This is a genomic window from Streptomyces sp. NPDC014864 (assembly GCF_043081525.1).
In the GTDB taxonomy this organism is placed as follows: domain Bacteria; phylum Actinomycetota; class Actinomycetes; order Streptomycetales; family Streptomycetaceae; genus Streptomyces.
Genome location: NZ_JBIBWT010000003.1, coordinates 184,269 through 207,204 on the forward strand (window position 1 = coordinate 184,269; position 22,936 = coordinate 207,204).

The 22,936-nt window shown below is 75.0% G+C and carries 14 protein-coding genes, 1 tRNA gene and 1 pseudogene; 11 read left to right on the plus strand and 5 right to left on the minus strand.

Features of this window, described 5'->3' with window-relative positions; genetic code table 11:
- Positions 1 to 112: 112 nt before the first annotated feature.
- Positions 113 to 1,093, plus strand: coding sequence for a hypothetical protein (locus ACF1A5_RS07320; RefSeq protein ID WP_392191859.1), 981 nt, complete (start codon positions 113 to 115; stop codon positions 1,091 to 1,093).
- 94 nt (positions 1,094 to 1,187) lie between these two features.
- Positions 1,188 to 1,580 (plus strand): DUF4440 domain-containing protein, encoded by a 393-nt coding sequence (locus tag ACF1A5_RS07325; RefSeq protein WP_392191860.1) that lies wholly within the window; start codon positions 1,188 to 1,190, stop codon positions 1,578 to 1,580.
- A gap of 70 nt (positions 1,581 to 1,650) precedes the next feature.
- Here the strand turns inward: ACF1A5_RS07325 and ACF1A5_RS07330 are convergent, their stop codons facing one another.
- Positions 1,651 to 2,436, minus strand: a complete 786-nt coding sequence (locus tag ACF1A5_RS07330; protein WP_392191861.1) for a calcium-binding protein — start codon at positions 2,434 to 2,436, stop codon at positions 1,651 to 1,653.
- Positions 2,437 to 2,678: 242 nt separating this feature from the next.
- Here ACF1A5_RS07330 and selA point away from each other — a divergent pair, with 242 nt between their 5' ends.
- Complete coding sequence (selA, locus tag ACF1A5_RS07335; protein ID WP_392191862.1) at positions 2,679 to 4,055, plus strand: L-seryl-tRNA(Sec) selenium transferase; 1,377 nt, start codon at positions 2,679 to 2,681, stop codon at positions 4,053 to 4,055.
- A 5-nt stretch (positions 4,056 to 4,060) separates the two neighbouring features.
- Positions 4,061 to 5,821 (plus strand): annotated as a pseudogene (locus ACF1A5_RS07340) (SelB C-terminal domain-containing protein); the annotation flags it as partial.
- 35 nt (positions 5,822 to 5,856) lie between these two features.
- On the opposite strand, the gene ACF1A5_RS07345 reads toward ACF1A5_RS07340, so the two are convergent.
- Positions 5,857 to 5,949 (minus strand) — tRNA-Sec (locus ACF1A5_RS07345).
- Between the two features lie 110 nt (positions 5,950 to 6,059).
- On the opposite strand from ACF1A5_RS07345, the gene selD reads away from it, so the two are divergent.
- Both selD and ACF1A5_RS07355 read left to right on the plus strand, forming a co-directional pair.
- A complete protein-coding gene (gene selD / locus ACF1A5_RS07350; protein ID WP_392191863.1) occupies positions 6,060 to 7,085 on the plus strand; it encodes a selenide, water dikinase SelD in 1,026 nt (341 codons plus the stop codon).
- 167 nt (positions 7,086 to 7,252) lie between these two features.
- Positions 7,253 to 10,042: a heavy metal translocating P-type ATPase gene (locus tag ACF1A5_RS07355; RefSeq protein ID WP_392191864.1), complete on the plus strand. Its 2,790-nt coding sequence runs from the start codon at positions 7,253 to 7,255 to the stop codon at positions 10,040 to 10,042.
- A gap of 620 nt (positions 10,043 to 10,662) precedes the next feature.
- On the opposite strand, the gene ACF1A5_RS07360 is transcribed toward ACF1A5_RS07355, so the two are convergent.
- The gene (locus tag ACF1A5_RS07360) at positions 10,663 to 12,156 is read right to left on the minus strand and encodes an ATP-binding protein (protein ID WP_392191865.1); all 1,494 of its coding nucleotides are present in this window, start codon (positions 12,154 to 12,156) and stop codon (positions 10,663 to 10,665) included.
- Between the two features lie 238 nt (positions 12,157 to 12,394).
- Between ACF1A5_RS07360 and ACF1A5_RS07365 the strand changes: the two genes are divergently transcribed.
- The 5 genes from ACF1A5_RS07365 to ACF1A5_RS07385 all read left to right on the plus strand — a co-directional run bounded on the left by ACF1A5_RS07365 (position 12,395) and on the right by ACF1A5_RS07385 (position 18,101).
- Entirely contained in the window at positions 12,395 to 13,042 is a 648-nt protein-coding gene (locus tag ACF1A5_RS07365; protein ID WP_392191866.1) for a CBS domain-containing protein, read from the plus strand.
- A 49-nt stretch (positions 13,043 to 13,091) separates the two neighbouring features.
- Complete coding sequence (locus tag ACF1A5_RS07370) at positions 13,092 to 13,544, plus strand: CBS domain-containing protein (protein ID WP_392191867.1); 453 nt, start codon at positions 13,092 to 13,094, stop codon at positions 13,542 to 13,544.
- A gap of 105 nt (positions 13,545 to 13,649) precedes the next feature.
- The gene (locus ACF1A5_RS07375) at positions 13,650 to 14,852 is read left to right on the plus strand and encodes an EfeM/EfeO family lipoprotein (RefSeq protein WP_392191868.1); all 1,203 of its coding nucleotides are present in this window, start codon (positions 13,650 to 13,652) and stop codon (positions 14,850 to 14,852) included.
- The gene (efeB, locus tag ACF1A5_RS07380; RefSeq protein ID WP_392191869.1) at positions 14,849 to 16,084 is read left to right on the plus strand and encodes an iron uptake transporter deferrochelatase/peroxidase subunit; all 1,236 of its coding nucleotides are present in this window, start codon (positions 14,849 to 14,851) and stop codon (positions 16,082 to 16,084) included. Before ACF1A5_RS07375 ends, efeB begins: the two co-directional genes overlap by 4 nt.
- A gap of 178 nt (positions 16,085 to 16,262) precedes the next feature.
- Complete coding sequence (locus ACF1A5_RS07385; RefSeq protein ID WP_392191870.1) at positions 16,263 to 18,101, plus strand: phospholipase C; 1,839 nt, start codon at positions 16,263 to 16,265, stop codon at positions 18,099 to 18,101.
- A 68-nt stretch (positions 18,102 to 18,169) separates the two neighbouring features.
- On the opposite strand, the gene ACF1A5_RS07390 is transcribed toward ACF1A5_RS07385, so the two are convergent.
- Both ACF1A5_RS07390 and ACF1A5_RS07395 read right to left on the minus strand, forming a co-directional pair.
- A complete protein-coding gene (locus ACF1A5_RS07390; protein WP_392191871.1) occupies positions 18,170 to 18,481 on the minus strand; it encodes an STAS domain-containing protein in 312 nt (103 codons plus the stop codon).
- The gene (locus tag ACF1A5_RS07395) at positions 18,478 to 22,488 is read right to left on the minus strand and encodes a SpoIIE family protein phosphatase (RefSeq protein WP_392192101.1); all 4,011 of its coding nucleotides are present in this window, start codon (positions 22,486 to 22,488) and stop codon (positions 18,478 to 18,480) included. Before ACF1A5_RS07395 ends, ACF1A5_RS07390 begins: the two co-directional genes overlap by 4 nt.
- Positions 22,489 to 22,936: the final 448 nt, after the last annotated feature.

Genomic DNA, 22,936 nt, shown 5'->3' on the forward strand with positions numbered 1-22,936 from the left:
CGTGGGTGCCCGACGCACCTGCCTCGCGCCGCCCTCGCGTGTTCGAATTTACGTTCGATAGTGTGGGTCGTGCGAGGTGAGAGAGATGACGGCGAACGCGAGGGGGCCCCAAATGGCGACGGTGATGCATGTGCGCTGCCCCGACCGTCTGCCGGAGGAGACCTACCGGCAGGTACTGGAGCAGCTGGCGGAGCTGTCGCCGGTGGTGCAGGCACTGCCCCCGGCCGCGGCCCTGGTGGAGCTGAAGGGGGCCCTGCGCTACCACGGCATGGACGCGCGCCGGCTCGGCGAGGTGCTGCGGGTGCGGACGATCTCCCGGCTCGGCGTCGACGTCCGGGTCGGGATCGGCCCGTCGATCACGGTGGCGGCCACCGCGTCCGCGCGGGTGGACGCTGCGGGCGGCGTCCTCGCCGTCGATCCCGGCCAGGTCACGCGGTGGCTCGGGCCGCTGCCGGTCGAGGCCCTCCACGGCATCGGCCCGCGGCAGGCGGAGGCCCTGCGCGACTACGGCATCCACACCGTGGGCCTCCTCGCCGCCACCCCGCCCGCCACGGTGCAGCGGCTGCTCGGGGGCAGGGCCGGTCGGTCGGCCGCCGAGCGGGCACGTGGTGTCGATCCGCGCCCGGTCGTCCCCCGGGCGCTGCCCGCCTCGGCCTCCGTGCGCTGCGCCTTCCCCCGGCACGCCCTGGAGGGCGCCGAGGTGCGGGCCGCCCTGCTGGACCTGGTCGTCCGCCTCGGGCGCCTGCTGCGCGGGCGCCACCAGGCCGCCCGGGCGCTGACCCTGGTGCTGCGCTTCGCCGGCGGCACGTCGTGGGACGCCACCCGCCGGCTGCCGGAGCCCTCCGCGCACGACGAGGACCTGCGGACCCTGGCCTACCGGCTGATGGACGCCGCCGGACTCCAGCGCGGCCGTCTGACCGGCATGGCCCTCAGGGCGGAGGACCTCGTCGACGCCGACCGGGTGGCCGAGCAGATCAGTCTGGACGGCGCACGTGAGGCCCGTCTGGTCGCGGAGGAGGCCATGGACCGGATCCGGGACAGGTTCGGGCCCGGCGCCGTCGGCCCCGCCGCGGTGTTCCGGCGCGCGGGGTGACCCGGTGGGCCCCGTGCCGCCGGCCGGGCCGCAGGTGGGGGACGGAAAAAAACCCGGTTGCTAGGGGCCCGGTGCCCTGACCGAGGATGATCGCATGAGTCGAGAAACGGACGAGGACCAGGTGGCCGGGGCCGTCGCCGGCGAACTGCGCCTGATGGACCCGGAGGTGCGCGCCTCACGGCCGTCGGCCGACCGGCTGCTGGACCCCGAGTTCGTCGAGGTCGGCGCCTCGGGCCGGCGGTGGACCCGCGAGGAGATGCTCGCCGCGCTCCCGGACCTCGGGGGCGGCGCCACGCACGGTCCCCGCCACGAGCCGTCGGACATCACGGGAGTCGTGCTGGCCCCCGGGCTGGTGCACCTCACCTACGAGACCGTGACCGGCGGCCGGCGCGCCCGCCGCAGCTCGCTCTGGCGCCGGCGCGACGGGGCGGACGGCTGGCGGATGTACTACCACCAGGCCACCCCCGTACCGCCCGGAACCGACTGAACCACCGTCGGCCGGGCCGGTGAGCCGTAGCGGCCGGCCCGGCCCCGACGGGTGAGCCGGCCGCACGGTGTCACTGCACGTCGACGTAGTCGCCGCTCGCCCTGACGGCGGGGGTGGTCGAGGTGCCGGCGAAGTACCAGCGCCAGTAGCCGTCCTCGGCCGCGGTGGCCGTGGTGCTCAGCGCGCCGGTGCTCGAGGTGTACACGGTCTTGACGGTGGAGTAGGTGGTGCTGCCGGCCTTGCGGAACTGGAGCTTGACCGGCTGGTTGGCGTAGCCCCGGTAGTCGAGGCTGTCCCAGTTGGCCCGGGACAGCTTGCCCGTGACCGAGAGCGTCTGGCCCTTGGCGACCGGCTCCGGGCTCGCGTTCACCGTCAGCTTCGACAGGCGCTGCAGCCGCGTGGTGCCGTAGGCCCAGCGGTCGGTCCAGCTGCCGTCGTTCGCCGACGCCTGCACCTCGACCTTCCACGTGCCCGCGTCGGCGTTGGTCTGCCACCAGTCGGGCTCGAAGGTGAACGTCTTCGAGCAGGTGGACGTCGTGGCGCTCGCGGCCACGCAGTCCGCCGGGGTGGTGTCCTGGTCCGTCGCGATGCTGTCGGTGGCGTCGAAGTAGGGGTCGCCCCCGTCCGGGCCCCGCCACAGGGAGAAGTCGGCGTCCCAAATGCCGGAGGGGTCGCTCGCCGTCACGGACACCGTGACCGTGTGGTCGGTGGTGCCGACGACGATGCTCTTGCCGCCGTTGACGACCACGTTGTCGATCTGGATGTCACCGGTCCCGTCGTCCGCGTGGGCGGCCGGGACGGTGATCCCGGCCAGCGCGGTGACGGCGAGCGCGGCGACTATGGCGCGTCTTCGCACAAGTCTCCTTAGTGAGCACGGAGGACGTCCGCCCGGTGGGCGGCTCCGTGGCGGCGCCCACTATAAGTTGATCTTCGAGGCCGCAGAACCCTTCCGGCACCGCCCGCGGGACGGGGATCTCCGCGGTGATCAGGCGTGTCGTGGTGCCGTCCGTGGGCACTGGGAGACGATGGGGCCGTCCTCGGGACGTTCCGGACAGCGGTCCGCACACGCCGGGAGGCCGGCCCGGAGGGAGACACTTCGTGGAACAGCGGGTCACACCGGAGCGGACCGGTGCCGTCGGGACGGCCGCGACCGGTGGCGGCGGCGGACGGGGCCCCGGTCCCGCCGACGCGCGGCGGCGGATTCCCCGCACCGACGTCGTCCTCGCCGATCCGCGGCTCGCCGCGGCGGCGGCCCGGCTGGGCCAGGACACGGTCAAGGCGGCGGTCCGGCGGGCCCAGGAGCGGGCGCGCGACGGCGCCGTCCCGCCGGAGGACGTCGCCGACACCGCAGTCGCCCTGCTGCCCGCCACGTCCGGCGGACTGCGGCCGGTGCTCAACGCCACCGGTGTGGTGCTGCACACCAACCTCGGCCGGGCGCCGCTGTCGGCGGCGGCCCGGCAGGCGGTCCAGGACGCCGCCGGGCCCACGGACGTCGAGCTGGACCTGGTGACCGGAGTACGGGCCCGCCGCGGGCGCAGCGCCCTGCGCGCCCTGTGCGACCGGGTGCCCGCGGCGGCCGCCGCGCACGTCGTCAACAACGGCGCCGCCGCGCTGCTCCTGGCCGCCACCGCGCTGGCCGCCGGCCGGGAGATCGTCATCAGCCGCGGCGAGATGGTGGAGATCGGGGACGGCTTCCGGCTGCCGGACCTGCTGGTGTCCACCGGGGCGCAACTCCGCGAGGTCGGCACCACCAACCGCACCACGGCCGCCGACTACGCCGCGGCCATCGGCCCGGAGACGGCGTTCGTGCTGAAGGTGCACCCCTCCAACTTCCGGGTCACCGGCTTCACCCGCGCCGCCGAGGCCCGCGAGCTGGCGGGGCTGGGCGTCCCGGTCGTCGTCGACATCGGCTCCGGACTGCTCGCCCCCCACCCGCTGCTCCCGGACGAGCCCGACGCGCAGACCCAGCTGCGGTCCGGCGCCAGTCTCGTCACCGCCAGCGGCGACAAGCTGCTCGGCGGACCCCAGTGCGGACTGCTGCTCGGCGCCGAGGACATCGTGCGGACGCTGGCGCGGCACCCGCTGGCCCGGGCCCTGCGCGTGGACAAGCTGACGCTGGCGGCCCTGGAGGCGACCCTGACCGGCCCGCCCTCCCCGACCGCCACCGCCCTGGCCGCCGACCCCGGCCGGCTCAGGCAGCGGGCGGACCGGCTCGCCGCCGCGCTGGCCGCCGACGGCGTCGACGCACGGGCCGTCGACAGCGCCGCGACGGTGGGCGGAGGCGGCGCACCCGGCGTGACCCTCCCCAGCGCCGCGCTGTCCCTGCCCGAGGCGTACGCCGGCCCGCTGCGCACCGGAGCCGACCCGGTCGTCGGACGGCTGGAGGCCGGGCGCTGCCTGCTCGACCTGCGGACCGTGCCGCCCGGGGACGACGAACGGCTCGCCACGGCCGTACGCCGGGTCGCGGGGAGGTAGCCGCCATGCGGGTGCTGGCCACCGCCGGACACGTCGACCACGGCAAGTCCGCCCTGGTGCGGGCGCTGACCGGTATGGAACCCGACCGCTACGAGGAGGAGCGGCGCAGAGGGCTCACCCTCGACCTCGGCTTCGTGTGGACCCGGCTCGACCCGGACGCGGAACACCCGGACGGCGAGCACCTGGCCTTCGTGGACGTACCCGGCCACGAGAAGTTCGTCGCGACCATGCTGGCCGGGGTCGGGCCCGTGCCCGCCGTGCTGTTCGTCGTCGCCGCGGACCAGGGCTGGCAGCAGCAGTCGCAGGAGCACCTGGCGCTCCTGGACGCGCTCGGCGTGCGGCACGCGGTCCTCGCGGTGACCCGCAGCGACCTCGCCGATCCCGAACCCGTCCGCGCCGATGCGGTGGAGCGCATGGCCGCCACCTCGCTCGGCGCCGTGCCGTCCGTCGCGGTGAGCGCGGTGACCGGCGCCGGACTGGACGAACTGCGGGCGCTGCTCGGCCGGTTGGCCCGGGCGCTGCCGGTCCCGCCCGCCGACGCGGACGTGCGGTTGTGGCTGGACCGGGCCTTCACCGTGCGCGGCCACGGCACCGTGGTGACCGGCACGCTCGGCGCGGGCACCCTGCGCGTGGGCGACCGGCTGGTCACCGGGGACGGCTCGGCCGAACTGCGGGTGCGCGGGCTTCAGGCCGCGCACGAGGAGCGCCCCGCCGTCAGCGGCGTCGCGCGCGTGGCGGTCAACGTGCACGGCGCGGTGGACGGCCTGCGGCGCGGCCAGGTGCTGCTGACCCCCGGCCGCTGGCTGCCCACCACCGTGGCCGACGTCCGGGTCACCGGCGAGTCCGTCGACGAACTGCCGCGCCGCGCCACCCTGCACATCGGCACGGCCGCGGTCCCGGTGACCGTCAGACCGCTGGGCAAGGACACCGCCCGGCTGACCCTGGACCGGGCCCTCCCCCTGCGCGTGGGGGACCAGGCAGTGCTGCGCGAACCGGGCGGCGGACGGATGCCCTGCGGCGTGACGGTGCTCGACGTGCGCCCGCCGCGGCTGACCCTGCGCGGCGCCGGACGGGCCCGGGCCGACGAACTCGCGGACCTGACCGGAGTGCCCGACGGACCCGCGGAGCTGCGGCGCCGCAGGCTCGTGCGGCGCTCGGAGCTGCTCGCCATGGGGGTCGCGCCGCCCGCCGCGCCCGGGGCCGGGGACTGGCTGGCCGACGAGGGCCACTGGGCCGGGCTGCGCGCCCGGCTGGCCGCCGAGGTGGAGCGGTACGCGAAGGACCACCCCCTCGAACCGGGGCTGCCGACCGAGGCGGCCCGCCACCTGCTGGGCCTGCCCGAGCGGGCCCTGGTGGACGCGCTCGCCGCGACGCCGGGCGAACCGAGCCTGACATGCCGCCAGGGTCGGCTGCACGGGCCCGCGGGCGCGCGGCCCACGCTGCCCCCGCCGCTGCGGGCCGCCGTCGACGCCGTACGCCGGGACCTGGAGCGGGCGCCCTTCCACGCGCCCGAGGCCGACCGCCTCACCGAACTCGGGCTCACCCGCAGGGCGCTGGCCGCCGCGGTCGCCGCGGGCGCGCTGCTGCGGGTCACCGACGGCATCGTGCTGCTCCCCGGCGCGGACGCCCGGGCCGCCGCCGTCCTGCGCGGGCTGCGCCAGCCGTTCACGCTGAGCGAGGCGCGCCGGGCGCTGGACACCACGCGGAGGGTGGCGGTCCCCCTGCTGGAACTGCTCGACGCCCAGGGCCGTACGGAACGCGTCGACGACCGGCACCGGCGATGCCGGAGCGGCGCGGAGAGCGGAGGCGGACGGGAATCGAACCCGCCTGCCCGAGATCCTCGGACACCTCGGTTTTGAAGACCGGGAGGGCCACCAGGCACCCACACGCCTCCACCGCCCGGCCAGGCTACCGGAGCCGACGCCCGCCCCCGCACACCGGTCCGGCCACCCGGCCCACCCCCGGGCCGAAGAACCCGAAAACCCCGACCGCTGGAGACACGGCATGACGACGGTCCCCGAAACGCCCGTACGGCTCACCCAGTTCGCCCACGGCGGCGGGTGCGCCTGCAAGATCCCGCCCGGTGAGCTGGAGGACGTCCTCGGCTCCCTCGCGGCCTCCGCGCCCGTCACGGGCGACACCCCGCTCCTGGTCGGACTGGCGACCGGCGACGACGCGGCCGTCGTCGCGCTGCCCGGCCAGGGCCCCGGCCCCGCCCGGGCGATGGTGTCCACCGCCGACTTCTTCACCCCGGTCGTCGACGACCCCTACGACTGGGGGCGCATCGCCGCCGCCAACGCCCTGTCCGACGTCTACGCGATGGGCGGCAGCCCGGTGCTCGCGGTCAACCTGCTGGCCTGGCCGCGCGGGGTGCTGCCCTTCGACCTGGCGCGCGAGGTGCTGCGCGGCGGCCTGGACATCGCCACCGAGGCCGGCTGCCACGTCGGCGGCGGGCACAGCGTGGACGACCCGGAGCCCAAGTACGGCATGGCCGTGACCGGACTGGCGGATCCGCAGCGGCTGCTGCGCAACGACGCCGGACGTCCCGGTGTGCCGATTTCACTGACCAAGCCGCTCGGCCTCGGCGTGCTGAACAACCGGCACAAGGCCACCGGCGAGCGCTTCGAGCAGGCGGTCGCCACCATGGTGGCGCTCAACCGGGACGCCGCCGCGGCCGCTCTGGACGCCGGTGTCCGCTGCGCCACCGACGTCACCGGCTTCGGCTTCCTCGGCCATCTGCACAAGCTGGCCCGGGCGTCCGGCGTGACCGCGGTCGTCGACACCGCCGCGGTGCCCCTGCTGGACGGCGCCCGGGAGGCCGTGCGCGAGGGCTACGTCAGTGGCGGCACCCGGCGCAACCTGGACTGGGTCGCCCCCTTCACGGACTTCGGCGGCACCGACACCGACACCCGGCTGCTCCTGGCCGACGCCCAGACCTCGGGGGGTCTGCTGGTGGCGGGGGAGGTGCCCGGGGCGCCCGTGGTGGGCGAACTCGTGCCCCGCGGGACGCACTCCGTCGTCCTGAAGTGAGCTGGGGCGCCCGGTCGTCGTCCCCGCGGCCCGCGCTCCGGTGCCCATGCCGGACCCGGACCCGGACCGGTCCCGGCACCGGGACCGCGGGGGCCGTTCGTCCCCTGGCAGGCGGGGGCGGCCGGGCGCAGGCTGGAGAGCGAACCGGTTCGGGAGGCGAGCTGCCCATGGGTGCCGTCGACATCGTCGTCGTACTGGTCGCGGCCGCGCTGATCGCCGCGCTGGGCCGCTACTTCTTCGGCCCCCGCCGGGCCGGTGCCGCCCGGCTGGAGGGCGGGGTGCAGCGGGTCGAGGTGACGGTCCGGGGCGGCTACAGCCCCGACCTGATCAAGGTGCGCGAGGGCATCCCGGTGGAGCTGGTCTTCGACCGGCAGGAGGCCGGAGAGTGCACCTCCCGGGTGGTGTTCCCGGACCTCAGGGTCGGCGCGGGCCTGCCCGCCCACAGCCGCACCACCGTACGGCTGAACCCCGACCGGCCGGGCACCTTCCCCTTCGCCTGCGGCATGAACATGATTCACGGCACGCTGCTGGTCGAACCCGCCGAGGGCGGCGCGCCGCCCGCCCCGGACGGCCACGGCGGTAAGGCCGCACCGCCCGCCCCCACCGGCGGACCGCCCGCGGGCGCCGAGCGGACGGCGGCCGAGGCGGAGGCGGCGGACGCCGCCGAGCGGCAGGCGGAGATCGGGGACCTCACCCGCAGGGTGCTGCTGGGCGCCGTGCTCACCGCCCCGGTGCTGTTCGCGGTGATGGCGCACGAAGTGTTCGGCGCGTCCTGGGTGCCCTCCTGGATGCTGAACCACTGGCTCCAACTGGCCCTGATCACCCCGGTGATGTTCTACACCGGGTGGCCGATCCACCTGACCGGCTGGCTGACCCTGCGCCACCGCGCGGCCGACATGAACTCCCTCATCACCCTGGGCACGAGCGCCGCCTACGGATACAGCCTGCTGGTCACCCTCGCCCCCGGGCTGCTGCCCGAGAACGTGCGCGAGGTCTACTTCGAGGCCGTCGGCGTCATCCTGACCCTGATCCTGCTCGGGCGGCTGCTGGAGGCACGGGCGAAGGCCGGCACCGGCGAGGCCATCCGCGCCCTGCTGGGCCTGCAGGCCCGCACCGCCCGTGTCGTACGGGACGGGACCGAGACCGAGATCCCGGTCGAGGACGTGGTGGTCGGCGACGAACTCGTCATCCGGCCGGGGGAGAAGATCCCGGTCGACGCCGAGGTCCGCTCCGGCTCCTCCGCCGTGGACGAGTCCATGGTCACCGGGGAGCCGATGCCGGTGACGAAGCGCGCCGGGGACACGGTCATCGGCGCCACCGTCAACGGGACCGGGTCGCTGCGCGTGCGCGCTGCGAAGGTCGGCGCCGACACGATGCTCGCCCAGATCATCCGCCTGGTGCAGCAGGCCCAGGCGTCCAAGGCCCCCATCCAGCGCCTCGCCGACGCCGTGTCCGCGTACTTCGTGCCCGCGGTCATCGCCGTGGCCGTCGGCACCTTCGCGGTCTGGTTCACCCTGGGCCCGCCCCCGGCGCTCACCCTGGCGCTGGTCTCCGCGGTCGCGGTGCTGATCATCGCCTGCCCGTGCGCGCTCGGACTGGCCACCCCGCTGTCGGTGATGGTCGGCACCGGCAAGGGCGCCCGGGCCGGCATCCTGATCCGCTCCGCCGAGGCGCTGGAGACCGCGCACAAGCTGGACACCGTCGTGCTGGACAAGACCGGCACCGTCACCGAGGGAAAGCCCGTCCTGACCGACGTCCGCCCCGTGGACGGATTCGACGAGACCCTGCTGCTGCGGCTGGTCGCGGGGGCCGAGGCCGACAGCGAGCACCCGCTCGCGCGGGCCGTCGTCACCGGCGTCCGCGACCGCGGCATCCGGCCGTCCGCGGCGACGGGCTTCGACTCGGTCACCGGCAAGGGCGTGCAGGCCACCGTCGACGGCCGCGCCGTCCTGGTCGGCACCGCCCGGCTGCTGGGCGACGTCGGCATCGACACCACCGCGCTCACCCCGGTCTCGGCCGCCCTCTCCGCCGAGGGCAAGACCCCCGTCCTCGCCGCGGTCGACGGACGGCCCGCCGGTGTGCTCGCCGTCGCCGACACCGTCAAGGACGACTCCGCCGCCGCCGTCGCCGCCCTGCGGCGCCTGGGCATCGAGGTGGTCATGCTGACCGGCGACAACGCCCGCACGGCCGGGGCGATCGCCGCGCAGGTGGGCGTCACCCGGGTGCTCGCCGAGGTGCTCCCCGAGCACAAGGCCGACGAGGTACGGCGGCTGCAGGGCGAGGGCCGCACCGTCGGCATGGTCGGCGACGGCATCAACGACGCCCCCGCGCTCGCCGCGGCCGATGTCGGCCTGGCCATCGGCACCGGCACGGACGTGGCCATCGAGGCCGCCGACATCACCCTCGTCTCCGGCTCCCTCGGCGGGGTCGTCACGGCGATCCGGCTGTCGCGGGCCACCCTGCGCAACATCCGGCAGAACCTGTTCTTCGCCCTGGTCTACAACGCCGTCGGCGTCCCCCTGGCCGCCGGCGTGCTCTACCCGCTGTGGGGCATCCGCCTCAGCCCCGTCATCGCCGCCGCGGCCATGGCGCTCAGCTCCCTGTCGGTCGTCACCAACGCCTCCCGGCTGCGCCGTTGGCACCCCGAGCCGCTGCCCGGCACCCGGCCGGACCGCACCCGTACCCGCCCTCGTGTCGAGTCCGCCGCCGGCTCCGCCCCGGCGGGTCGCGCCCTGGCGGCCGCCCCCTCGGGCGACGAGGACGCGGTCACGGACCCGGTGTGCGGAATGCGGGTGGAGCGGGCGAGCGCCGCCGAGCACCGGCAGACCGGCAGCGCCACCTACCACTTCTGCTCCGCCCACTGCGCCGCGGTGTTCGACGCCGACCCGGACCGGTACACCGCCCCCACCGCCGGCGGACCGCACGATCACCACCGCCGACGTCCGGGTTCCGCCTGACCCGGCCGCACGCGCCCGCGGACCCCGGCCGCGGCAGCCGTCGGCCGTGTCACCCTCGCTTCTGGGCCGCCCTCGCTCCCGGGCCGCCCCGGTCTTCAGGGCTGCCTCGGCTTCTGGGCCCCCGGGTCTTCAGGGCGGCCTCGGCTTCTGGGCCCCCTGGCTTCCGGGCTGCCTTGGCTTCCGGGCCCCCCTGGCTTCCGGGCCGGCAGCCGGGCCGTCCTCGGCCCCGGGCCGTCCCCGCTCCGGGGCCACCCGGCTTCCGAACCGCTCGGCTTCCTGGTCGCCTTGGCTCCCGGCGGCCCTCGCTCCCGGGCCGCCGGCCAGGCCACCCCTGCCTCAGGGCCATCCTCGCTTCCGAACCGCCTGGCTTCCGGGCCGCCGGCCGCGTCCGTCTTCCGGCCGACCTGGCCACATACGCCCGCGGGCCCGGGCCCGCGGCCCCCGTTGGCCGGGCCGTCGGCCGTGTCACCCTCGTCCTGGGCCGCCCTGGCTTCCGAACCGCTCGGTTCCCTGGCCCCAGGCCGGGCCATCCTCGGCCCCAGGCCGGGCCACCCTTGGCCCCGGACCAGGCTGCCCTCGGCCCCGGCCCGCCCTCGCCCCCAGGCAACCCCCACTCCCGGCTACCCCTGCCCGTACAACCGGTCGAGACCGACCAGCACCACCTCTCCCGCGGCCTCCGCGGCGCGCAGCGCGTCGCTGAAGCCGGCCGCGCCGTAACACGCGGGCCGGGCGCGGCCGACGTCCTCGCCGAGGTCGGAGAGCCGGGCCAGCAGGCCGCGCAGATGCTCCAGATGGGGTACGTCCATCACCTCGTCCCAGCGCGCCAGCCCCACCGACAGCAGCACCCCCGCACGGGCGTCGCCCGGCCCGCGCACCACCACGTCCGCCGCCGTCTCCGCGCCGCCGGCGTGCGCCGGGTCGGGCAGCGTGCCCCGGGCGGCCGTGACGGGCCGCGCGCCGAAGACGGCCGGGTCCGCGAAGTTGAGGGCCCACTCCCGGCAGACCTGCGCGAAGTGGACCGGCATCACCACGGAGTCGAAGACCGGGCGGGCGTGCTTCCACACCTCGGCCGGGTCCCGCTGCTCCAGCGCCGGCCGGTGGGCGTGCACGGCCCCGTGCTCGAAGGCCAGCAGCGGCTCCGCGACGCGCAGTCGGGCCACGTGCGGCCGGAAGGCGTCGGGCTCGCTCTCCAGCAGGCCGTTCTCCCGCAGCAACGTAAGACAGCGCGCCGTGTCGGTGAGCGGGGTGCCGAGGCAGTCGGCGACCTGCCCCTGGGTGGCGCAGCCCGTGGCGACGGCGGAGAGCGCGGAGTGGGACAGCGCGCGATCCCAGTGGTCGGTCTCCTCCTGGAGCAGGTGGTGCGCCTCCTGGTACAGCCGTCGGCGGCGGTTCAGCACGGTCCTGCACACCCAGGCGTCGAAGTCGTCCGGGCCGGCCGGGACGTCGTCCTCGACGTAGTCGTGCCGGTAGGCGGGGGTCCCGCCGACGACGGCGTGGACCAGCAGGGCGAGGCGGGGGTCGTCGATGCCCCAGAACCGCGCGGCCTGCCGGTAGTCCAGCGGACCGACCGTGAGGGACGGTCCGGCCAGTTCGCGCAGCGGTGAGGCCGGCCCGAACAGCCGGCGCATCAGCGGCAGGGAGCTGCCGCTCAGCAGCAGGCGCGCCTGACTGAGCCGCCCCGCCTGGCGCCGCAGCCGGCAGGCGTTGTGCAGGACGGAGGGCAGCGCCGGGCTCTGCCGCACCAGGTGCGGGAACTCGTCGAGGACCACCGGCACCGGCCGCTCCTCGCCGAGGGCCAGCAGCGCCTCGACCGCCTCCTCCCAGCCGTGCCGGTGGAAGGGGACGGGGGTGCCCGTGTACCGGGCGAGGGCCTCGCCGAGGCGGTTCAGCGACTCGGCCTCGGCCACCTGCTGGGCCCCGAAGTAGAAGCCGCCGGTGACGGCGCTCAGGGTCTCCAGCAGGAACGTCTTGCCCTGCCGCAGCCGCCCGGACACCACGCCGAGGCGGGCACCGGGCGCGGTGTCGCGCGCGAACGCGATCAGCGCGTCCCACTCGGCCTCGCGGTCGAAGACCCACTCCGGCTTCCCGGGCAGGGACAGGTCGGACGACGCCACGGCCATTCCCCTCGTTCGGCGGTGCTCCCGCGCTCGGATCTCTTGCGCCCCGCTGCTCGCTGCTGCGTTTCGGTCCCGCTCTTCAGTACAACGCGGGAAGCCGGGCCCCGCACACGCGCCGGGAGGTGCTGGGACCGGCAGGGACCGTTCGGCCCTGTGCCCGGTGTGGGGACCCAGCGCACTCTGGTGTTCGAGCGGCCCGTGGTTCGAGCGAGGGCGACGGAAAGGAGCCGGGGCGATGAGGCACCGCAGCGTGGGCGACCTGATGACCCCCGTCGCCGTGAGCGTTCAGCGCGGCACCACCCTCAAGGAGATCGTGCGGATCCTGGACGAGTACGACATCACCGCGGTCCCGGTCGTCGAGGACGAGCGCCCGGTCGGGGTCGTCTCGGAGGCCGACGTGGTGTTCAAGCAGACGCTCGGCGGCACGGCGAGGACCGCCGAGGAACTGATGACCAGCCCCGCCGTGGTCGCCGGGACGGAGTGGAGCATCGTGCGCGCGGCGCGGACGATGGAGGAGCACCGGATCAAGCGGCTGCCCGTGGTGGACGACGTCGGACGGCTCATCGGCGTGATCAGCCGCAGCGACCTCATCCAGCTGTTCCTGCGCCGGGACCGGGCCATCCAGGAGGAGATCGTCGAGGAGATCATCGCCGGGACGCTCGGCCTGTCGCCCGCCGCCGTGAACGTCGAGGTCGACGACGGGAGGGTCACGCTGAGCGGCACCGTGGCCCGCAGGAGCCTGGTCCCGGTGGTGGTGCGGCTGTGCGAGAGCGTGGACGGCGTCGTCGACGTGGTCGACCGGCTCGGCTACGACCAGGACGACACCTCGGACACGGCGGCCGGCGGCGACGGGCTGCCCACCGGGCAGGGGGCGGGCCGGTGACGGCACGAACGGCGGGGGAGGGGGCCGGGGCGTGAAGGTGAGCCAGGTGATGAGCACCCCGGCGGTCTGCGTGCCGCCCGGGACCACGCTGGGCGAGGCGGCCCGGTCGATGGACCGGGAGGGGGTCGGCTCCGTCCTCGTCGTCGAGGACGGGGCACTGCGCGGCATCGTCACCGACCGGGACCTCGCGCTGCGGGGCCTGGGCGGCGGCGCCGCCCAGGACAGCCCGGTCGAGACGGTGATGTCGTCGCGGATCGTCGCGGTGGACGCGGCCGACGACGTGCACGCGGCGTACCGCACCTTCCGCAGGTCCGGCGTGCGGCGCCTGCCGGTCCTGGACGGGGACCGGGTGGCCGGGATGCTGACCGTGGACGATCTGCTGCTGGACGTCTTCCAGCGGCTGGCCGACCTGCTCGGGCCGGTGGCCTGGAGCATCCTGGAGGAACCGCCCGGCCCGCCGTCGGCGGTGGTGCGTCCCGGGGACACGGCGACCGGCGGGTGAACCGCGGGGGAACTCTTGGTCGTCGACGACTCCCGAAGGCCGTTCGGGTGACGCCTCTGCCTAGCATGAGGTGATCACGTACCGAACGACCCCGGGAGGCCAGGCATGTGGCGGTCCTGCTCCCCGCGCAGGCTGCCGCGCCCGTGGGCCGGCGTCGGCCTGGCCGTCCTCCTCGCTCTCGTCGCGGCAGTCGTCTGGGCCGGCGCCCGGCAGCGGCACGGCGCACCCGCCGCCGCGGACGGACTGCCGCACACCGCCGTGGAGGTGTCGCCGGGTCACTGCGGACGCGGCTGGGACCGGCCGCGGTCCGGCGTCCAGGTCTTCGACCTGCGCAACACCTCGGACGAGGCCGCCGAGGTGTACCTCGAGGACCCCGGTAGCCAGGCTGTGTACGGCGAGGTGGAGGGACTCGGCCCGGGCACGGCACGGCCGTTGACCGTCCGCCTCGGCAGGGGCGCGTACGCCTTCAAGTGCGTGCCGGAGGACGCGGACGCGGTCACCGGCCCCACCGTCCGCATCAGCGACGGGAAGAGCGGCCCGGCGGCGGCCCCGCTCACCGTGCACGACCTCATCCCCCCGGCCATCGCCTACCAGAAGTGGGTCGGGCACGGCCTCGACGACGCGGTCCGGCTGGCCGGCCGGCTGCGCGACGCCGTCGACCGCGGCGACCTCGCCGCGGCCCGCACCGCCTGGCTGCCGGCCCATCTGCGCTACGAACGGCTGGGGGCGGCCTACGGCGCCTTCGGCGACGCGGACCGGCGGATCAACGGCACCGACGCGGGCCTGCCCGGCGGCGTCCACGACCCCTCCTTCACCGGCTTCCACCGCCTGGAGTACGGGCTGTGGCACGGTGAGTCCGCCCGCACCCTGCGCGGTCCGGCGGCCTCGCTGACCGAGGCGCTCACCGCGCTGCGCGGCACCTGGTCGCAGACCCGCATGGACCCCGCCCAACTCGGCCTGAGGGCGCACGAGATCCTGGAGAACACCGTGCAGTTCGAGCTGACCGGGCGGACCGACTACGGCAGCGGCTCCGGCCTCGCCACCGCCCGCGCCAACCTGGACGGCACCCGGGAAGTCCTGTCCCGGCTGCACCCGCTGCTCACCCGGCGGTGCCCCGACCTGCCCCTGCTGGAGCGGAAGTTGACGCGTACGCAGAGCACCCTGGACGGCTTCCGCCACGACGGCCGCTGGACCCCGCCGGACCGGCTGAGCCGCGCGCGGCGGGAGCGGGTCGACGCCCTGTTCGGCGATCTGGTCGAACGGCTGGCGTCGGTGGCGGCCCTGAGCGACCCGCGGCGGACGGCGTGAGTGCCGCCGAGCACCCCCCGGGGGTGGGCCGGCGCCGGTTCCTGCGCGGAGCGGCACTGACGGGCGCCGGCCTCGCCGCGGGCGGTGCGGCCGCCCCGCGGCCCGCGGGCCTGCCCGAGCCGGCCCTCGCCCCGCCCGTCCCGTTCCACGGCACACACCAGCGGGCCGTCCTCGCACCCCCGCGCCGGGCCACGGTGTTCGCCGCCCTGGACGTCACCGCCGCCGACCGCGCCGAACTGACCGACGTGCTGCGCACCCTCACCGAACGCGCCCGCTTCCTGACCTCCGGCGGCACCCCGCAACCGGTGGGCATCACCGGGCCGCCCGCCGACTCCGGCCTGCTGGGCGGCACCGTGCCCGGCGGCGCGCTCGCCGTCACCGTCGGCGCCGGCGCCTCGCTGTTCGACGACCGCTTCGGCCTCGCCGGCCGCGCGCCGCGCCGTCTGAAGACCATGCCGGCCTTCCCGGACGACGACCTGCGGCCCGACTGGTGCCACGGCGACCTCAGCCTCCAACTGCACGCCGACGACCGGGACACCGTGCTGCACGCCCTGCGCGACATCACCCGGCACACCCGCGGCGGCCTCCAGATCCGCTGGCGGATGGACGGCTTCACCAACCCGCCCCGGCCGTCCGGCACTCCGCGCAACCTGCTGGGCTTCAAGGACGGCACCGCCAACCCGGACGCCACCAGCGCCCGCGAGATGGAACGCCTGGTGTGGGTGGGCCGGGGCGCGGGCGAGCCGGACTGGGCGGTCGGCGGCACCTACCAGGTAGTCAGGCTCATCCGCATGCTGGTGGAGTTCTGGGACCGGGTCTCCCTCGGCGAACAGGAACGCATGATCGGGCGAGCCCGGGAGTCGGGCGCGCCGCTCGACGGCGACGCCGAGCACGACACTCCGGACTACTCCGACGACCCCAAGGGCGACGTCATCCCGCTGGACGCGCACATCCGGCTGGCCGACCCGCGCACCCCGGCCACCGCCGACCGGCGCATCCTGCGCCGCGCCCACAACTACGACCTGGGCATGGACGCCAACGGCAACCTCGACATGGGCCTGCTGTTCTGCTGCTACCAGCAGGACCTGGCCCGGCAGTTCGAGACCGTGCAGCGGCGGCTGGCGGGCGAGCCGCTCACCGACTACGTCACCCCCTTCGGCGGCGGCTACTTCTTCGCCCTGCCCGGCGTACGGGATGCGGCGGACTGGTACGGGCGCGCACTGCTGAGCTGAACCTGTCCGGACAAGTCCGGGGTGACACTTGGTCAATACACGGTCAAGAATTGGCCCGGCATCCCTGACCCGGTGTTCACCCGTGCGCAACCATGACTCCGCCGGAGTGCCGTCCGCCCGGCGCAGGATCACCGGTCGTACGGCGCAAGAGCGAATTCCGCCCGGAGGGTGAAGCAGCATGGCGATCAGGGGAAGACGAGCAACGATACGCGGGGCGGGGGCGCTTGCCGGAGCCGCCGCGCTCACCGTCCTCGGCACGACGGGACCCGCGCCGGCCGCCGCGGCGGGTTACGGGCAGCCCGCCACCACGACGCCGGTCAAGCATGTGGTCGTCCTCTTCGACGAGAACGTCTCCTTCGACCACTACTTCGCCACCTATCCGAAGGCCGCCAACACCGACGGCACGAAGTTCACGGCGTCGAGGAACACCCCGAAGAACATCGACACCCTCGCGCACGCGGGGCTGCTGACGAAGAACCCCAACCAGTACGCCCCCAAGCGGCTCGGCCCCGCACAGGCCATGACGTGCGACCAGAACCACGGCTACGGGCCCGAGCAGTACGCCGCCGACGGCGGCAAGGCCGACAAGTACGTGGAGAACACCGAGGTCGACAAGTGCAGCGGCGGCCTGTTCGGCGAGCCCGGCCTGGTGATGGACTACTACGACGGCAACACCGTCACCGCGCTGTGGAACTACGCGCAGCACTACTCGATGTCCGACCGCGCCTTCAGCTCGGTCTACGGGCCGTCCACTCCGGGCGCGCTGAACCTGGTCTCCGGCCAGACCCACGGCGTCGTCTCCATGGACCCCACCTCCGGCACGGAGAACCCGAAGCAGACGTCGACGCCCGACCCGTACACCGTGAAGTCGCCCGACACCAAGGGCGTCGGAACGGTCGTCAACGACCCCGACCCGGCCTACGACGACTGCGCGGGCAAGAACCACACCAGCGGCAACGCCCTCGCGGCCATGCAGGGCCGCAACATCGGTGACGTCCTCAACGCCAAGCACGTCTCCTGGGGCTGGTTCCAGGGCGGCTTCCGCCCGTCCACCGCGTGGGACGGGCAGCAGGGCCACTACGCCAAGTGCGAGACCGCGCACACCAACGTCGGCGGCGCGTCGGTCGTCGACTACAGCCCGCACCACTCGCCGTTCGAGTACTACAAGTCGACGTCCAACCCGCACCACCTGCCGCCCCGCAGCGTCGAGGAGATCGGCCACGCGGGCCAGGCCAACCACAACTACGACCTGACCGACTTCGACGCCGTCCTCAAGGCGGGCAAGCTCCCGGCGGTCAGCTTCCTCAAGGCGCCGGAGTTCCAGGACGGCCACGCCGCCTACTCCGACCCCGTCGACGAGCAGCACTTCCTCGTCGACCGGATCAATGCGATCCAGAGCTCGCCGCAGTGGAGGTCCACCGCGATCGTCGTCGCCTACGACGACTCCGACGGCTGGTACGACCACGCCTACGCCAAGCCGCGCAACGGCTCGACGGACACCTCGACCGGCTCCAACGGCAAGGCCACCGACAGCCCCGCCTGCCAGGCGGGACCGGCCCCGTCCGGCGGTTACCAGGACCGCTGCGGCCCGGGGACCCGCCAGCCGCTGCTGGTGATCTCCCCCTACAGCAAGGTCAACAAGGTCGACCACACCCTCACCGACCAGGCCTCGATCACCCGCTTCATCGAGGACAACTGGCGCACCGGCCGCGTCGGCGACCACTCCTTCGACGCCACGGCGGGCTCGATGGCGGGGATGTTCGACTTCCGGCACCCCAACGGCAAGCAGGTGCTGCTGAACACGGACGGCTCCGTGAAGTCCGTCGGCCCGATCCGCTCCGTCGCCCCGGTGAGGACGAGCATCACGCCCGGCCCGGCCATGGAGGCCACGGCCGCGAGCGGCGACGCCTCCGCGTTCCCCGCCCTCCCGGTGGGCATCGCGGCGGGCGCGGCCCTGGCGGCCGGCACCACGGTCACCTGGCGGACCCTGCGTCGCAGGGCACGCGCCGGCGCGTGAGCGCGGTCCACTACGACTCGCCGTGCCCCGGCCCCGCGTCAGCCGGGCCGGGGCACGGCCGCGTTCGCCTACGCGGAGTCGGGCGTACCGGGCCTCGCGCCCCGGACCATCGTGATCTCGGCGAGTCCGGAGACGGTCAGGACGGGGATCAGCAGGTCGGTGGCGATCAGTTCGAGGCGGTCGGCGCGCGTGAAGAGGACGGCCAGACCGGCGCTGTCGAGGTACTCCACCGCGGTCAGGTCGAGGACCACCTGCCCCGGCGTCGCGTCGAGGGCCTCGGCCAGGCTGTCGCTGTTGCTCATGTCGATTTCGCCCGTGGCCGTCAGCACCGCGGTGCCGTCCGGCCGGTGGCCGGGAGTGAGGGTGAGCGGGGTCGTCATGTACCGATCCTCGTGTGCATCTCGACGGTGGTGCCGAAGGGGCCCGGAGTAATCGTGACCCGCTGCATCATGGCGCGCATCATCGCTATCCCGCGACCCCGATGCGGATGCGAGCCGGGCCGGGGCGGCTGCCAGGCGCCGCTGTCGGACACCACCAGGCGCAGGTCGTCGACGTAGGCCTCGGCCCGCAGCCGGACGGTGTCGCCGCGTGCGTGGCGGTGGCCGTGCTCGATCGCGTTGGCGCACGCCTCGCCGACCGCGACCAGCACGTCCTGCGTGATCTGCCGGGGGAGCCGGCACTGGTCGAGCCAGGTCCGCAGGGCCTTGCGCACCAGGACGAGCTGGGCCGACTCGGCGGGGAAGGACAGGTCCAGCGGCCCCGGGTGACGGTAGAGCAGCAGGGCGACGTCGTCGTCGTAGCCGCCCTGCGGGGCCATCCCGCTCATCAGCCGGGCGGCGAGGTCCTCGACGGAGACGTCCCGGCCCTCCTGCACGGCAGCGCCCACCTGCTGGATACCCGTCCGCAGGGAGCGCCGGCGGCGTTCGACGAGACCGTCGGTGTAGAGCAGGAGCGTGGCGCGGGCCGGCACGGTGCACTCGGCCTCGGGACGGGGCCGGTCCGGGCGGACCGCCAGAGGCAGCGAACGTCCCTGCTCCAGCAGCCGGACCGCGCCGCCGGGCTCGGCGACGAGGCCCGGCGGGTGCCCGGCGCTGGAGTAGGTCAGCCGGCCGCTGCCGGGGTCGAGGACGCCGCAGAAGACGGTGGTGCACATCGCCCCGGGGACACCGGCGGCGAAGCGGTCCAGCGCCGTCAGGGTGCGGGCGGGGCTGGCGTCCTGCAGCAGCAGCGCGCGGCAGGCGCTGCGCAGCTGCCCCATGACGGTGGCCGCCCCCAGCCCGCGCCCGACGCAGTCGCCGACGACGATCCCGATCCGGCCGTCGGGCAGCGTCACCGTGTCGTACCAGTCGCCGCCCACCTCCAGGGGCGGCGTGGCGGGTTCGTAGCGCACCGCGAAGCCGTCCGGCAGCCGGGCGGGACCCAGGATGGCGCGTTGCAGCGCGATCGCCGTCTCGCGCTGCTGGTCGATCTGGTGCGCGCGGGCCAGTCCCTGGGCGAGGTGGCCGGCCAGCAGTGACAGCAGCAGCTGGTCCTCGCCGGTGAAGGGCCGGTTGTCCCCCAGGTCGATCCACAGCCCCAGCGGACCGTCAGGATGCTCCAGCAGGATGCCTGCCCCGGTGGGATCGACGGCGGGTCTCAGCAGGGGCTCCGAACGCAGGCCGGTCAGCGCCCGCCGGCGCCCGGCGGGCAGCTCCTCCCATGTCCACGGCGTGCCCGTCGCGGTCAGGACGGGCACGTCACCGTGTGCGAAGACGGCGGCGAGCACCTGCCGCGCACGCCAGAGCTCCCTGAGTTCCGTCAGGGCGCCCGACAGCGCCTCGGACAGGTTCGTGGCCCGGGACAACCGGGTGCTCAGGGAGGCGAGGGCGCTCTCCCGCTGGATGGCGTAGTGCTCGGCGGTGACGTCGCGGAACGTGCCCACGACCACGCGCCGCCCGGTGTCGGGATCCTGGACCGGGTTGAAGGTCGCATTGATCCACAGGCGGTGCCCGTCGCGGTGGGTGACGGGCAGCGTGACGCTGCCCTGGCCCTGCTCCAGCAGGGTCGCGAAGGCGTCGGCGAACTGCTGGTGCGCCTCCGGATCGGTGTCGGCGGCGGGCCACCAGGGGTGGACGGGGCGGTAGGGGAGACGGTCGGGGCCGTAGCCGAGCGTCTCGGTGAAGGCGTTGTTGATCTCGATGACGGCGCCCGTCTCGTCGCAGACGAAGAAGGCCTCGTGCAGCGAGTCGACCAGCGCGGCGCGCCATCGGGCGTGATGGCTGCGCAGGCGGGCCAGTTCGATGCTGGCCCGCACCCGCGCCAGCAGTTCCGCGGCGGCGAACGGCTTGACGAGGTAGTCGTCGGCGCCCGCCCGCAGGCCCTCGATGGACGCCTCCTGCCCGGCCCGCGCCGACAGCAGCAGGACGGGCACGGCGGCGGTCCGCGGATCGGCGCGCAGCGCGCCCACCAGCGCCAGACCGCCCAGCCGGGGCATCATCACATCGCTGACGACCAGGTCGGGCTCCCGCGTGCGGATCGCGGCCAGGGCCGTCTCGCCGTCGTCGACGGCGGTGACGTGGTATCCGGCGCCCTCGAGGATGCGGGTGAGGTACTCGCGCATGTCGGCGTTGTCGTCGGCGACGAGCACGCGTGCCGGGGCGGCCGGTTCCGGCGCCCGAGCCGGTCGCGGTGCCGGGCCGTGGGGAGCGGAGGTGCCGGACGCCGGCTCCGCCTCCGTGCTCCCCACGGGGGTTTCGGCGCCGGCGCGGGGCAGCCAGCGCAGTGCCTCCTGCACATAGGGATCGGCGAGGGGCGAGCCGGTGCGGCCGGCGGGGGTACCCACGACGGCCTCCGCGGGCAGGTGGGCCGTGCCGAAGGGCAGGCGGACGGTGAAGCAGGTGCCCCGGCCCTCGACGCTGTCGGCCGTGATCGTCCCGCCGTGCAGCCCGACCAGTTCCTTGACCAGGGCCAGCCCGATGCCGCTTCCCTCGTTCGAGCGCGACCGGGTGTCCTCGATGCGGTGGAACCGCTCGAACAGCCGCGGCATCTCCGCCGCGGGCACGCCCACGCCGGTGTCGCGGACGGTGAGCACCGCGTCGTCCGCCTCCGCGCGCAGGGCCACCCGGACGGACCCGTGGAAGGTGAACTTCAGGGCGTTGCTGAGCAGGTTGAAGACCACCTTCTCCCACATGTCGCCGTCGACGTGGACGGGCCGCGGCAGCGGGGGACAGTCCACCTCGAAGGCGAGTCCGGCCTTGTCGTAGGCGGACCGGAAGACACTGGCCAGCTCGGCGGTGACCGCCGCCAGGTCGACCGGCTCGTAGCGCGCCTTCAGCCGGCCGGCCTCGATGCGGGAGAAGTCCAGCAGCGCGTTGACCAGCTTGCCCAGCCGCAGACCGTTGCGCCGGACGACCTCCAGCTCCTCGCGGAGGCGCGGATCGGCGTCGCCCAGCTGCGTCCGCAGCTCCTCCACCGGGCCCATGATCAGTGTCAGGGGGGTGCGGAACTCGTGGCTGATGTTGGAGAAGAAGGTGGTCTTGGCGCGGTCGAGCGCGGCCAGCTCCTCGGCCCGCCGCTGCTGGGCCTGGTAGCTGCGGGCGCCGGCGACCCCCGCCGCGACGTGCCCGGCGACCAGTTCGACGAATCCGCGGTAGTCGTCGGAGAGCGGCCGGTACCGGTTCAGGGCGGCGACCAGGAAGCCGAGGGAAGCGTCCTGCTGCGCCAGCGGCACGACGAGCGCCTGCCGGGGCGGCTGTGGCCACGGCCCGGTGGGCAGGCCGGTGAACGGCGGGCCGTGGAGGTCCACCGTCGTGGTCTCCCCCCGGGCCGCCGCCCCGGCCGGCCATACCTCGTCCGCGCCGCCGGCGGGAAGGGCCGTCGGAGCGGCCGGATGCCCCGAGTGCAGCCCGGTGGCGCTCGCGAGCCGCGCGCTGCCGTCGCCCTGGAACAGGTACGTCAGGGTGAACGGCAGATCCGCGGTGTTGCGGGCGAGCTGCCGGGCGGAGAAGTCCAGCATCCCCTGCTCGGTGCGGGCCGCGCTCGGGTCGGAGCCCAGGTCGCGCAGCGTCGCCATGCGCCGCTCGCCGATCACCCGCTCGGTTTCCTCGCTGACCACGCACAGCATCCCGACCACGGCACCGGAGTCGTCCCGCAGGGGGCTGTAGGAGAAGGTGTGGTACGTCTCCTCCGAGTAGCCCGAGCGTTCCAGGAACAGCCGCAGCGCCTCGTCCCAGGTCGCCTCCCCGGTGGTCAGCACCGTGGCGATGCGCGGGCCGATGTCGTCCCAGATCTCCGCCCACACCTCGCGGGCCGGCCGGCCCAGCGCCCACGGGTACTTGCGGCCCAGCGTGTCCCGGCGGTAGGCGGCGTTGCAGAAGAAGGTGAGCTCGGGGCCCCACGCCATCCACATCGAGAACCGCGACGACAGCAGGATGCTCACCGCGGTCCGCAGACTCTGCGGCCAGCCGGCCGGTGGCCCCAGCGGCGTCGCCGTCCAGTCCACCCGGGCGAGGTCCGCGCCGATCACAGCGTCGGCGGCGAACAGATCGATCCCCGAACCCGCGGCCTCCGGGTCCGAGGAGATCCCGGAGTCTTCAGTAGGCGCCACCCGACACCCTTTCGCTCACCCTCACCGCTCCGTGGTACCCCCGGAACGGCCGATCGCACCTCAGGACCGCTCCCCGCCTCCCGCCGGGACACCGTGGGGTTGCCCGCGGAACCCCGGAATCCGTTCGGCGGTCGCGGGTACGCGACGCGTTGAGGGCCCGTCGCACCTCAAGCCGCCGCTCCGTCGCCTGCCCGGGTTCGGCGGTGTGATCCGTAGGATAAGACAGCGGCGCGTCCGGCTGCAGCGCCGG

Coding starts and splice junctions, on each gene's coding strand:
- ACF1A5_RS07365 (WP_392191866.1), top strand. CDS start 12,395: ATGAGGCACCGCAGCGTGGGCGACCTGATGACCCCCGTCGCCGTGAGC.
- ACF1A5_RS07375 (WP_392191868.1), top strand. CDS start 13,650: ATGTGGCGGTCCTGCTCCCCGCGCAGGCTGCCGCGCCCGTGGGCCGGC.
- ACF1A5_RS07325 (WP_392191860.1), top strand. CDS start 1,188: ATGAGTCGAGAAACGGACGAGGACCAGGTGGCCGGGGCCGTCGCCGGC.
- ACF1A5_RS07370 (WP_392191867.1), top strand. CDS start 13,092: ATGAGCACCCCGGCGGTCTGCGTGCCGCCCGGGACCACGCTGGGCGAG.
- ACF1A5_RS07320 (WP_392191859.1), top strand. CDS start 113: ATGGCGACGGTGATGCATGTGCGCTGCCCCGACCGTCTGCCGGAGGAG.
- selD (WP_392191863.1), top strand. CDS start 6,060: ATGACGACGGTCCCCGAAACGCCCGTACGGCTCACCCAGTTCGCCCAC.
- ACF1A5_RS07390 (WP_392191871.1), bottom strand. CDS start 18,481: ATGACGACCCCGCTCACCCTCACTCCCGGCCACCGGCCGGACGGCACC.
- ACF1A5_RS07395 (WP_392192101.1), bottom strand. CDS start 22,488: ATGTGGATGGCGTGGGGCCCCGAGCTCACCTTCTTCTGCAACGCCGCC.
- ACF1A5_RS07385 (WP_392191870.1), top strand. CDS start 16,263: ATGGCGATCAGGGGAAGACGAGCAACGATACGCGGGGCGGGGGCGCTT.
- ACF1A5_RS07355 (WP_392191864.1), top strand. CDS start 7,253: ATGGGTGCCGTCGACATCGTCGTCGTACTGGTCGCGGCCGCGCTGATC.